At 36.7% G+C, this 12,351-nt stretch carries 13 protein-coding genes; 5 read left to right on the top strand and 8 right to left on the bottom strand.

Annotation, left to right across the window (positions count from 1 at the left end; genetic code table 11):
* Positions 1-65 precede the first annotated feature (65 nt).
* Together ACLHDF_RS22225 and ACLHDF_RS22220 are read right to left on the bottom strand one after the other, a co-directional pair.
* Complete coding sequence (locus ACLHDF_RS22225; RefSeq protein WP_413920782.1) at positions 66-704, bottom strand: response regulator; 639 nt, start codon at positions 702-704, stop codon at positions 66-68.
* A 15-nt stretch (positions 705-719) separates the two neighbouring features.
* Positions 720-1,838 carry a GAF domain-containing sensor histidine kinase gene (locus ACLHDF_RS22220; RefSeq protein WP_413920781.1) on the bottom strand — a complete coding sequence of 373 codons (1,119 nt, stop codon included), beginning with the start codon at positions 1,836-1,838 and terminating at the stop codon, positions 720-722.
* Positions 1,839-2,173: 335 nt separating this feature from the next.
* Between ACLHDF_RS22220 and ACLHDF_RS22215 the strand changes: the two genes are divergently transcribed.
* Both ACLHDF_RS22215 and ACLHDF_RS22210 read left to right on the top strand, forming a co-directional pair.
* The gene (locus ACLHDF_RS22215; RefSeq protein WP_413920780.1) at positions 2,174-2,512 is read left to right on the top strand and encodes a hypothetical protein; all 339 of its coding nucleotides are present in this window, start codon (positions 2,174-2,176) and stop codon (positions 2,510-2,512) included.
* Positions 2,513-2,607: 95 nt separating this feature from the next.
* Positions 2,608-2,892 (top strand): hypothetical protein, encoded by a 285-nt coding sequence (locus ACLHDF_RS22210; RefSeq protein WP_013057202.1) that lies wholly within the window; start codon positions 2,608-2,610, stop codon positions 2,890-2,892.
* A 44-nt stretch (positions 2,893-2,936) separates the two neighbouring features.
* Here the strand turns inward: ACLHDF_RS22210 and ACLHDF_RS22205 are convergent, their stop codons facing one another.
* A complete protein-coding gene (locus tag ACLHDF_RS22205; RefSeq protein WP_413920779.1) occupies positions 2,937-3,494 on the bottom strand; it encodes a helix-turn-helix domain-containing protein in 558 nt (185 codons plus the stop codon).
* A gap of 82 nt (positions 3,495-3,576) precedes the next feature.
* On the opposite strand from ACLHDF_RS22205, the gene ACLHDF_RS22200 reads away from it, so the two are divergent.
* Positions 3,577-4,554 (top strand): multidrug resistance efflux transporter family protein, encoded by a 978-nt coding sequence (locus tag ACLHDF_RS22200; RefSeq protein WP_413920778.1) that lies wholly within the window; start codon positions 3,577-3,579, stop codon positions 4,552-4,554.
* Between the two features lie 46 nt (positions 4,555-4,600).
* On the opposite strand, the gene ACLHDF_RS22195 is transcribed toward ACLHDF_RS22200, so the two are convergent.
* On the bottom strand, positions 4,601-5,389 hold the full coding sequence (locus ACLHDF_RS22195; RefSeq protein ID WP_413920777.1) for a DUF4240 domain-containing protein: 789 nt from the start codon (positions 5,387-5,389) through the stop codon (positions 4,601-4,603).
* A 295-nt stretch (positions 5,390-5,684) separates the two neighbouring features.
* Between ACLHDF_RS22195 and ACLHDF_RS22190 the strand changes: the two genes are divergently transcribed.
* A complete protein-coding gene (locus ACLHDF_RS22190) occupies positions 5,685-6,113 on the top strand; it encodes a GNAT family N-acetyltransferase (RefSeq protein ID WP_413920776.1) in 429 nt (142 codons plus the stop codon).
* A gap of 72 nt (positions 6,114-6,185) precedes the next feature.
* On the opposite strand, the gene ilvD is transcribed toward ACLHDF_RS22190, so the two are convergent.
* Positions 6,186-7,862: a dihydroxy-acid dehydratase gene (ilvD, locus tag ACLHDF_RS22185; RefSeq protein WP_413920775.1), complete on the bottom strand. Its 1,677-nt coding sequence runs from the start codon at positions 7,860-7,862 to the stop codon at positions 6,186-6,188.
* 225 nt (positions 7,863-8,087) lie between these two features.
* On the opposite strand from ilvD, the gene ACLHDF_RS22180 reads away from it, so the two are divergent.
* Positions 8,088-9,032 carry a lysophospholipase gene (locus ACLHDF_RS22180; protein WP_413920774.1) on the top strand — a complete coding sequence of 315 codons (945 nt, stop codon included), beginning with the start codon at positions 8,088-8,090 and terminating at the stop codon, positions 9,030-9,032.
* An 18-nt stretch (positions 9,033-9,050) separates the two neighbouring features.
* Here the strand turns inward: ACLHDF_RS22180 and ACLHDF_RS22175 are convergent, their stop codons facing one another.
* The 3 genes from ACLHDF_RS22175 to ACLHDF_RS22165 all read right to left on the bottom strand — a co-directional run bounded on the left by ACLHDF_RS22175 (position 9,051) and on the right by ACLHDF_RS22165 (position 12,351).
* Positions 9,051-9,977 carry a manganese-dependent inorganic pyrophosphatase gene (locus tag ACLHDF_RS22175; RefSeq protein ID WP_413920773.1) on the bottom strand — a complete coding sequence of 309 codons (927 nt, stop codon included), beginning with the start codon at positions 9,975-9,977 and terminating at the stop codon, positions 9,051-9,053.
* Positions 9,978-10,572: 595 nt separating this feature from the next.
* A complete protein-coding gene (locus tag ACLHDF_RS22170) occupies positions 10,573-11,646 on the bottom strand; it encodes a branched-chain amino acid aminotransferase (protein WP_413920772.1) in 1,074 nt (357 codons plus the stop codon).
* A 219-nt stretch (positions 11,647-11,865) separates the two neighbouring features.
* Entirely contained in the window at positions 11,866-12,351 is a 486-nt protein-coding gene (locus tag ACLHDF_RS22165) for a hypothetical protein (protein ID WP_413920771.1), read from the bottom strand.

Below are 12,351 nucleotides of genomic sequence, written 5' to 3'. Positions count from 1 at the left end.
ATAGAAAGAAAGCTACCAATATAGACTGAAGTGTACAGAGAAAAACCTACAACTAAAGTCGTAGGTTAGGAAATGCCGTGCTGAACAGCATATAGAGCTGCTTGCGTGCGGTCTTGAACACCAAGCTTCGATAAAATATTAGATACATGTGTTTTCACTGTTTTTTCTGTAATATGTAAGGAAGCACCAATTTCTTTATTGCTTTTACCCTTTGCAATTTCTTTTAATACGTCTTTTTCTCGTTTCGTTAAGTGGTCAATAAAATTGACTTTCTTTTCGCTGCTTTTGGTTAACCGTGTTAGCAAGTGTGTAGTGACTTTTGGATGAAGCTGATTTTCTCCGTTCATTAGCTTTCGAATAGCTGCTACAAGTTCATCTGGATCACTTTCTTTTAATTGATAGCCTGAAGCTCCTGCTTCTAATGCAGGTATCACGTGATCTTGATCTGAAAAGCTTGTCAAAATCATGACTTTTATATGTGGTGCTTGTTTTTTTAATTCTTTTGTTGCTTCGATTCCGTCGAGAACCGGCATCGATAAATCCATTAAAACAATATGAGGCTCGAGGGATGTTGCTAACTTTAAAGCTTCCTCTCCGTTAGAAGCTTCTCCTACAATTTCTAAGTCGGGCTGCGTTTGTAAGAAAAAGACAAGTCCTTTTCGGACGACGTGATGATCATCTGCAATCAAAATCTTTATTTTCATGTGCTCTCCTTTCCGTTATGAAAGAGGAATAGATACTTCCACAACCGTTCCGTTTCCTATGCTGCTTGTAACAGATAGTTTTCCATTTAATCTTTTTATTCGCTCATGCATTGTTTTTAACCCAAGCGTCGGCAATTCTGCTGAAGCGCTATATACAAATCCATTGCCGCTATCTCGAATTTTCATGATCACTTGTTCTTTACTTATAGTTACGTTTAAATGTACCTCTGCTGTACCCGCATGCTTTCGACAATTATTAAAAGCTTCTTGCCCCACTCTCCACAGTGCCTCTTCAATTACAGCAGGCAAAACCGATACACCTTTAATTTGTTCTTTTACATTAAGTCCTAGCATTTGACCATAGCTTTTTAACGCACTGACAATGCCGTTTTCTAATCCTTGAGGGCGAAGTTGCCAAATTAATGCCTTCATTTCCACTTGAGCATGCTGAGCGGTTTCTTGGATTAAGGAAAAAGTCTCTTTTAACTGCACATCCTTTGCTAAGCTGCTTCCTGCTTTAGCTGTGACATTAATTGAAAACAGCAGCTGATTAACAGAATCGTGAAGGTCTTTTGCCAGTCTGTTTCTTTCTTCAATAAGTTTTACTTCCTGCTGAGATTGAGTCAGCTTAATCCGTTTAATAGCCGTGCCAATTTGAAGAGCGACAGATCCTAATAAATCAAGCTCTCGCTGTTCAAAATGAATTTTATGAGGAGCCGCTACATTTAATAATCCAAAGCGTTCATCCCCTGCTTGTAGAGGAACCGTTGCATGGTGGGTAATATCGTGTGTATCTCCCCAGTGATGAATGACGGAATCTTCAAGTCTCTTACACTCCATAATATTAGAAGCTTTTTGAAGTCTGCCGTCCATATACCGATCAACACACCAGCAGCTTCCGTTACACATAGGCTGAGCGGTTTTATTTAATAAAGCTGGTGGCAAATGCTGAGAAGCAACCATCTCATGCTTTCCATTTTCATCAATAAAAAAAATCCATCCTGTTTGTAAATCTGTTATTTGCAGCAGCTTTAAAAGAGCATCGTGAAGCATTGTATGTAAATTAGTGCCTTCATTTAAAATTTCGGCAATGTCTTTTAAAATCTTGAGCTCTGAAATATGATCTTTTTCCATAGCCTCTCTCCTATATGATGTATTTTCCATTCTTTATTTTATCACAATTAAAGAAGGTGCCGACTCACAGCACGTTATTTTTAAAGCGTTTTCGCCTAGATATGTAAGATTTTTTAACAACGATAACGAAATTTTCAAAAAGTGTGTCAGGTAGTTTAACAATTAGCTAGAGTCTTTAAGTAAAACGCACTATACTACAGATAATTCACGTAAGAAAAGAAAAAATGAAAGGAAATAAGGAGAAAAAATATTAAAATTAATCCATTGAAAACGCTTCCAAATATGAAGACATAGTGCTATTATATAATTATTAACAGAATAGGGATGTGAGGAAGATGAATAAATTATTTTTAGAAGAGTTACGATATATTATCTTGTGTGAAGTGCCTATGACAAAGTATCGAGTAGAGCAGCTGCAAGACAAATTTGATCAAAGCCCATACTTAATTAATGAACTTTATCAACTCCTATTCGAAAAGCGTCACATTTTAGCTTTTGTTGATGATATTGAATCATCCCTTTATGACTATATTGTGAATAAAGAAATGATGGATGCTAAAACGTATTATGGAGCTATTGCACATGTAGCAAATCTTTTCGGCGAAACGCCTACATATATAAGATGCAAAATAAAAAAATATAGACAGTCTTCAATTTCAAGTATCAGTGCCTAAAAGTTGTGCACAGCTGATTCAAATAAAAAACAAAAAAGAAATCCTAGCACAAGGATTTCTTTTTTGTACCAATAATATACAGGGAGGAAAATAAGATGAAGACATTTTTTATCACAAATCGCTATTCGTTTCTTGAAACGCAAGTAAATGAATATATGCAATCATTACTGGTAAAAACGCCTGAACAAGTTATTTTATATTTCGAAAGGCAAATTCGGAAGTATAAAGTGTATTTACAGAAAAAACATCATTACCCAGAGTGTATGGTTCAATCTATCCACCGTTTGATCGAAGAATATTCCTTAATTATCATTAGAGTAAAAAAATATATTAGCTATCAAAACAAGCTGATGAATAAACAGCTATTAGAGCCGCAGTAAAACGAATCATTTTTTATGGTTCGTTTTACTGCGGCTCTGCCGCTTTATTGTTCATATTTTACTAGTAGATGTAATACAGCGGGACGTTTTTCGAGATTTTTGTACGAGTGTGTGTGACTTCCTTCAAATTTCACTGAATCAAATTGTTTTAACTCGTATACCTCTTCTTCGATTTTGATTTCAATTCTGCCTTCCATTACCGTTGCTACTTCAATTAATCCCTTGTGGTGCGGTTCGGGACAGTATGTAGCGAGAGGAGAAAGAAAGGCTCGGTACATTTCAATTGTCGAATCCATTTGGTCTTGAAACATGAATTCGATCTTCCAAGCTTCCTCCGGTCCTCTGAGGGAAAACCCTTCTCCGCACTTAGATAGAGATACTGAAGGTTCTGCTGATACTAATTTGGTTAAAGGAATATTTAAACCTGTCGTTATTTTCCACATCACCCCTAAAGTGGGATTGGTCTCTCCTCTTTCAATTTTTCCTAATGTGAGTTTGCTGACTCCTGTTCTTTCAGCTAATTCATCCAGTGTCAAATGATTTTGAACCCTAATTTTTCTTAACTCACTGCCTACTTTTTTAATCATCTCTTCTGTATGCATTGCTTCCTTCCTTTCTGTTGTATATTATGATAAACTTTTTTAAGTTATTAACATATTATAATATATTTAAGGAGGGTAAACAATGAAAGCAATAATATGGGGACTATTATCTTCCATGTTCTTTTCCGCTACGTTTATTGTTAACCGAGCAATGAATGTATCTGGAACGAGTTGGGCATGGACCGCATCCCTCCGCTTTTTATTCGCTATTCCTATTTTAATCATTTTAGTGCTGCTGCAAAAGAAATTTATGCCTCTGTGGAAGGAAATGAAAAAACACCCTTGGGCTTGGCTTGGCTGGGGGACACTTGCAGGAGTAGGTTTTTATTCTCTCTTAAGTTTTTCTTCACTTTTCGGACCATCATGGCTGGTGGCGGGAACGTGGCAAGTGACTATTCTAGCAGGAGCTCTGCTTTCTCCCTTGTTTTTTATAAAAGTTCAAACTGCAGAAGGATATAAAAAAGTCAGAGGGAAAATTCCACTAAAAACGCTTAGCGTTTCAGCGTTTATTTTAGTAGGCGTTATTCTTATGCAGGTAAAAGAGGCAGAAAATATTACGGCTATGCAGTTTATCTTAGGATTTCTCCCTGTTGTTATAGCTGCTTTTTTATACCCGCTTGGGAACCGCAAAATGATGGAAATATGCAGTGGCAAGCTTGATACGTTTCAACGTGTTTTAGGAATGGCTTTAGGAAGCATTCCGTTAAGCATTATTTACGCTATATACGGTTTCTTTACTACAGGTATGCCAAGTGCTCCACAATTTTCTCAAGCCTTTATTTTGGCAATGAGTTCAGGTGTAATTGCTACGATGACGTTCTTTTACGCAACAGACTTGGCAAAAGAAAATTTAGGTTTACTTGGAGCAGTCGAAGCAACTCAATCGGGCAGCATGATTTTTACCGTACTTGGCGAAGTGTTTTTATTAAATGGCCGTATGCCAACAGGGATCGCTTTAGCTGGTATGATGATAATCGTAATCGGAATGATCGTGAACAGTATGCTAAACAAAAAAACAAAACTGTCTTCGACCTCTCCGTCACGTGCTCTATTAAAATAAGAAAAAAGGAGATGAAAATCTGTTCAAAAGTTTTCATCTCCTTTTTTTAGTATTCGAGGTGGTTGTTCCAATAGCGACTCCAAAGCACAGGGAATCGCATTTGTAAACCATCCTCATCATCTTCATCCCAATCAAGCTCTAAGTCTTGCTCATCGTACCACGTTGGATCAAACTGGTCATACTTATCATAATAGTAGTCATTATCCAAACCTGTCTTTTCTTCATAAGCTTCACATGCTACAGAAAGTAATTCTTCTAACTGAGGAGCATACCCTTCTGCTTCTAGCGGTTTAAGGACAGGAATCATCGTCTCAGGAGATTCAATTGCTTTATAATATATGTCTTTCCCTTGATATAAAAGCCACGCTCTAAAATAATCAAAACAATCATCTGAACAACCGCCCATTACAATATAAGCTGCTGCCCACAACGAAGAAGTATAGGAGTGATCAAAATGCTGATTTAACAGCTGATCAAAGCGGAAAATGTCTTTTTCAGAACGCTTTGCTAGCGTGGATCGGAGCCACTCCATTTGCTCGTCGACATCTAATTTTGTTTTCGCTTTTTTTATCAGTTCCCAGAAGAGAGCCTCGGACATTGTGCTGTCTTTCATTACTTGCATCGAACAAGTTAAAGGCTTATATCCCTTTTTTACTTTTGTACGAATCAGCTTTTCAGCTTCCGCTTGACAAGCTTCTGTAGAAGCAAACTCTTTTACTTGCATGCGGCCAGCTGTATCAACTTTTCCAAAATGAATCACTAACTTGCTGTCTCTTTTTTCAACTTTCCAAAATTTATTCAATTGCCCATCTTTATACACTAAGGTTATTTGCATGATACATTCCCCTTTTTCATCCCACTACTATTTTGAATAATTCTCTTTTTACAAGTTATGTAGATCCACAGCGCTTCATAATCCTTTTTCTTTGCTCTTTTAACATGTTTCAGTTGATTTTATTATTGCTGATGTCGTTTAAACAGCGAGCAATGACCACAAATTTGTGTAATATGTCCATTAGTTGATTTTTGTTGCATTTACAACATTTTATTTTTCCTTTATACTCTTTTTATATCACGTATTTTTATTATACAAAAAAGAAGCCTAAATTCGTAGAAAAGGAAGGATTTTAATGAAAATTGAGCATGTTACAACAAAAGAGCAGCTTGAAGACGTATTCCATATACGTAAGACGGTGTTTGTTGAAGAACAAGGAGTACCGTTAGAAGATGAATTTGATGAACATGAAGAAACGGCAAAACATATGTTGATTTACTACAACAACGAGCCGGCTGCTTCTGGAAGATTCCGCATAGTAGACGATTATGCCAAAATAGAGCGGATATGCGTATTAAAGGAATTTAGAAAATACGGACTCGGAAAAGAAGTGGTGGCTAGCTTAGAACAAGCAGTGAAAAAAGAAGGCTTAACTCAAGCTAAGCTTCACGGTCAAGTTCAGGCTGAACCTTTTTATCATAAATTAGGCTATAAGACTGTTTCTGATGTGTTTATGGAAGACGGTATCCCACATGTTATAATGAAAAAAGAGTTTACGTGTTAAAAAATCTTTTGTTGCATAGTTACTTCGGTAAATAAAAAGACTCTCAGTAGAGAGCCTTTTTATTTTGTACTATCAGATTTTCATAATTCCGCCTGTGCTTGCAGAAGTTACAAGTTTAGAATATCTTGCAAGATATCCTTTTTTCACTTTTGGCTCAAAGCCTTTCCAGTTTGCTTTTCGTTCTTCCCAAACATCTGGAGAAACTTGAACATTCATCGAGCGATCTTCAATGTCAATCACGATGTGGTCGCCATCTTCTACAAATGCTAGCGGTCCGCCTTCAGCAGCTTCCGGAGACGCATGACCAATGGATAGTCCACGAGAAGCGCCAGAGAAGCGTCCGTCCGTTAATAGCGCTACTTTTGCACCTAATCCCATTCCCATAATTTGAGAAGTTGGAGCTAACATTTCAGGCATTCCCGGTCCGCCTTTTGGTCCTTCATAGCGAATGACTACGACATGTCCTTCTTTTACTTTGCCGTTAGCAATACCGTGCAGAGCCTCGTCTTGAGAATCAAATACAATTGCTGGTCCTTCGTGACGAGTAATGCCGTCTTGAACACCGCCTGTTTTAATAATTGCGCCATCTGGAGCTAAGTTACCAAACAATACAGCAAGTCCACCTTTTTCTGTAAACGGCTTATCAATTGGATGAATAACCTTATAATCTTTCACATCGCATCCTGCAATGTTTTCACCTAGTGTTTTTCCAGTGACCGTCATCGTATCTAAATGAAGTGCACCTTCTTTTTTAGATAGCTCGTTTAGAGCAGCCGATACACCTCCTGCTTCATGTAAATCTTCAATAAATACATCCGAAGCAGGAGCCAGTTTTGCCAAGTGAGGCACGCGTTCTGCTACCTCATTAATACGCTCTAATGGATAATCAATTTCAGCTTCATTCGCAAGAGCTAGCGTGTGAAGGACTGTATTTGTAGAACCACCTAACGCCATGTCTAAAGCAAATGCGTTGTCGATTGCTTTTTCTGTTACGATATCACGTGGTTTTAAATCTAATTTAATTAATTCCATAAGCTGTTTAGCTGATTTTTTAACAAATTCCTTACGTTCAGGAGCTACCGCTAAGATTGTACCATTTCCAGGTAAAGCAAGTCCTAACGCTTCAGCTAAGCAGTTCATTGAGTTTGCTGTAAACATTCCTGAACAAGAGCCGCATGTCGGACAGCCGAATTGTTCCAATTCAAGTAGTCCTTTATCATCAAGTTTACCTGCTTGATGAGCTCCTACGCCTTCAAATACTGAAGAAAGAGAAATCTTACGACCGTCACTCGTTACACCAGCTTTCATTGGTCCGCCGCTAACAAAAACTGTCGGAATATTCAGACGTAATGAAGCCATTAACATCCCAGGTGTGATTTTATCACAGTTTGGAATACATACCATTCCATCAAACCAGTGAGCAGATACTACAGTTTCAACTGAGTCGGCAATGATTTCACGACTTGGTAATGAATAGCGCATACCGATATGTCCCATCGCAATACCATCATCTACACCGATAGTGTTCATTTCAAAAGGTACGCCACCAGCTTCGCGAATCGCATCTTTTACGATTTTACCAAACTCTTGCAAGTGAACATGACCTGGTACAATATCAATATATGAATTGACAACCGCAATAAACGGTTTGCCGAAATCCTCTTCTTTTACACCAGCTGCACGTAATAGGCTGCGGTGAGGTGCTCTGTCGAATCCTTTTTTGATCATGTTACTTCTTAATTCTGCCACAATAATTCCCTCCGTATTCATCTAACCTATTAAAAACTAAATCTTTTTAAATTATTTAATAATTTTTAATATAAATACTAATTTAACAAATCACACAAAGGTTTGTAAAGGTTTATAACAAAATAATCATTTTTTATTTCAAAATAGTAAAATACCATACATAAATTAGTATAATATATACATATACCCCTTATTTTACAGAAAAACTGAAGGTGGATGTTAAGCATGAAACAATCTTTTTACTACAGAGGTCATCAGGAAAAAGAAATATTTGCACAAAAATGGAATACTGAACATAAATCTGCAAAAGGCGTTATCCAAATAGCACATGGGATGGCCGAACATATTGGACGCTACGAATACTTTGCCAATGTATTAACTCAACATGGCTACATCGTATATGGAAACGATCACCGCGGTCATGGCCAAACAGCCTTAAAAGATGAAGAAAAGCGTTTTTTTGCTGAAGAAAATGGTTTTGACACCGTAGTTTACGACATGATTGCTCTGACTAAGCACATTTCAACGGAACACTCTGGCCTGCCAATCTTCCTTTTTGGTCACAGCATGGGATCTTTTCTAACGAGAAGATATATTCAATTGGATACAGAGCACATTCATGGCGTGATGCTCTCAGGTACTGGCAGCATTCCTTCCCTTTCACTGCAGGGCGGTATATTAGCTGCGAAAATAGAGAAAAAAAGAAAAGGACTACGATCTGCTAGTCCGTTGCTTGATAAACTTTCTTTTGGACAGTACAACAAATCATTTCATCCTGCTCGAACACCTTTTGATTGGTTAAGTCAGGATAATGAAGCTGTAGATTTATATGTAAATGACCCTTATTGCGGAGGGATTTTCACAGCTGGATTTTTCTATGACTTATTAACAGGAATTAAACAGATCTCTAACTTATCTAATATAAAGTTAGTACCATCAGATCTGCCTATTTATTTAGTTTCTGGAGAACATGATCCAGTAGGCAACAATACAAAAGGCGTATTAAAAGTATATAACGACTTTAAAAAAGCAGGATTGCAAGATGTAAGCTACCGTTTTTTTACACAGTGCCGTCATGAATTGCTTAATGAATTAAATAAAGATGAAGTGATAGAAGATATACTAAATTGGCTTGATCTGCAAATGCACAAAAAAACGGTTCGTGTTTAGACACGAACCGTTTTTTTATTAAGCAAATACAGATGTTAATACAGGTACTACTTGTTTTTTACGTGATACAACGCCTTCTAAGACAGCTGTATTGTTTTCAAGCGTTACGTTGTATGCTTCTTCTACTTTTGAAGCAGCAGAACCTAATGCTAATGCAGTAGAGTTGCTGTTTAAAATGTCTGTAACAACTAAAAGGAATAGTTGTAATCCTTTTTCTTCAATTGTTTTAGTAATGGCTTCTTCTAATTCAACTTTGCGTGCTAAAACGTCATTTACGTCGATTGCATTAACTTGCGCAATTTCAACTTTGCTTGTACCCATGCTGAATTCTTTAGCATCTAATGAAATTAATTGTGAAGCTGTTTTATCACCTAAGTCAGCTCCAGCTTTCAGCATTGCTAATCCATACTCTTCTGCATCTACGCCTGCAATTTCAGCTAATTCTTTAGCAGCTGCAACGTCTTGGTCTGTGCAAGTTGGTGATTTGAATAATAATGAATCAGAAATAATAGCTGATAGCATAAGACCTGCGATGTTTGGTTCGATTTCTACGCCGTTTTCTTTATACATCTTGTTTAAGATTGTTGCCGTACATCCAACTGGCTCTGCACGATAGTATAAAGGATCCGCTGTTTCAAAGTTTGCAATACGGTGATGATCGATTACTTCAAGCACACGCACTTGGTCGATATCGTTTGCACTTTGTTGGCGTTCGTTATGGTCCACTAAAATAACTTCATTCGTTTCTTTAGATACTTCATCAACGAAACGTGGCAGTTCAGCGTTGAACTTTTCAAGAGCAAATTGCGTTTCACCGTTAATGTCACCTAAGCGAACAGGCTCAGCGTCTACACCTAATTTATTTTTTAAATCAGCGTATGCAATTGCAGAACAGATTGTATCTGTGTCAGGATTTTTATGTCCAAAAATTAAAGTCTTTGCCATCTTAAATCTCTCTCCTTCTTACATATGTAAATAGCATTCTTGCGTAAATCTAGTTAATTCATTCACGCAACATTGCCATTTTAACATAAACTTTTACATTATTTTAATTTTTTTGCGAAAAATGATGTTCATCAGCAGATATTTTGCCATTTTGTATCTTTTTCAGATGAAAAACACCTCTATTTCCGATGTAAATAGAGGGTTTTATACATTCATTATATAAAAGTCAGCGATAAAACACAACCTGTCTCTTCATCACTTTATAAATAACTTAAACGTCGTATCTTGCCACTTTTGATAAAGAAAAAGTAGGACAGCAATAATCATCATTAGTATAAATAATAAAAAATGATTAATTTCCTTCAGTGTATAAATATCTAGCTTTTCAAAGATAAGGCTCATGACGAACGCTTGAAACAAATCAAATGCTGCGTTTATAATCATAAACATCCAAAAACCAGGATAGGTAAAATAAAAAATAAAAAGCGTTCCTATTATAAATACGCCAAAGGAAAAGGCGTCATGTTAACGAAGAAAAAAAGAAGCGGTAGTTGTCCCGCTTCTTTTACGCGAAAAGATATTCGATTATCGAAATTTATTCTACTTCTACTGCCCAGCCGAACGGATCTTCTACTGTACCATTTTGAATACCTGTTAGAGTGTCATACAGTTTTTGTGATACTTCTCCTGTATTTCCACTGTTGATTACCATTTTCTCGTTATTCCAAAATAGTTCACCAATTGGAGAAATAACTGCAGCTGTACCTGTTCCAAATGCCTCTTCAAGTTTGCCTTCAGAATAAGCTTGCTTAATTTCCTCCATAGAAATACGGCGCTCAGTTACAGGCATATTCCAGTGTTTTAGCAGCTCAATGATGGATTTACGCGTAATCCCTTCCAAAATACTTCCATTCACAGATGGCGTTACCACTTCTCCATCAATTTTGAAGAAAATATTCATACTTCCTACTTCTTCAATGTACTTACGTTCAACCCCGTCTAACCACAGCACCTGCGAATAGCCTTTTGAGTCGGAAAGCTGCTGAGCTTTTAAGCTTGAAGCATAGTTTCCACCTGTTTTAGCCGTCCCCGTCCCTCCTGCTACGGCACGAACAAATTCGCTTTCAACCGCAATTTTTACAGGAGCAATACCTTCTTTATAATATGAACCAACTGGAGATAGAATAATAATAAATTGATAGTGATCAGATGGAGCCACTCCTAAGTAAGGCTCTGTTGCGATGACAAATGGGCGAATGTATAGTGATGTACCTTCAGCCGTAGGAATCCATTCGCGGTCAATTTTAATTAACTGTTTTAACGCTTCTAACGCTAAGTTTTCATCAACATGAGGAATACAAAGGCGATCGTTTGATTTATTTAAACGTTTGAAGTTCTCCTCTGGTCTAAATAGTAATACTTGCTCTTTTTTTGTTACATATGCTTTTAGTCCTTCAAAAACAGACTGCCCGTAATGAAAGATCATAGATGCCGGATCTAATGTGATAGGTTGATAAGGTACAATACGAGCATCGTGCCATCCTTGACCTTCTGTATAATCCATAATGAACATATGGTCCGTGAAAATTTTCCCGAATTGCAATTGATCAGATTGCGGCTTTTCTTTTTTTGTTTGACTTAGTGTTACATCGATTGAATAAGTTGTCATAGTTGTTTCTCCTTGCTCTTTGTATTTACGGGTTTTTCGCTTAAACCTCTATATAAGTTACATTGTACAACTTTAGGGAAGCGTGTCACAATAGTTAGAGACGAAAAATTCTAAAAATTTTATAAAAATTATAAAGAAATAGCACCTAATTAGATTAAGTGCTGAATTGAAAAGGTTTTCTTTCTAAAAAAACTATTTTTACATTTTATTTACAACGATTTATAAGCCAATTTTCACTCGGAGCTTTTCATCTTGTATTGAAAATTGTTTGATTTTTCCTACTGGAATGACCTTCACTTTATCAATTTCATTAAGATTGATATGAATTTGTTTTTCTTCATACGTAGTAACAGGCGGCTTGTGAAAAATTCGATAGTTAATCCAATTTTGATTAAGAGGTTTCATTTCATGAATTTTGAATAAAAGCGTCCGTTCTTTTGCTTCAAGAGGTTCTAGTACAATGGAAAATGGAATTCTCACCAGAAATTTTTTAATAATTCCATTCACATGAATATAGGAGTCTTGAAATGAAATAGAAAATTGTTGAATTTGATCTTGCTTTGTCATTTGCTTTTGAAAAATCCGCATGAGCATAGAAGCGGATATAGGAACGGTTATCCCGCTTTCAGCCATCTTTTCTTTCATTTTTGCCTGCACATCATCACTAATCACATCGTTTAGCTTTCGCTGTACCCAATCCTTCAT

This window comes from Priestia megaterium, from assembly GCF_046599315.1.
Classification (GTDB): Bacteria; Bacillota; Bacilli; order Bacillales; family Bacillaceae_H; genus Priestia; species Priestia megaterium_F.
The sequence above is the reverse complement of the archived record's forward strand: the minus strand, read 5'-3'. Positions and strand labels throughout refer to the sequence as shown.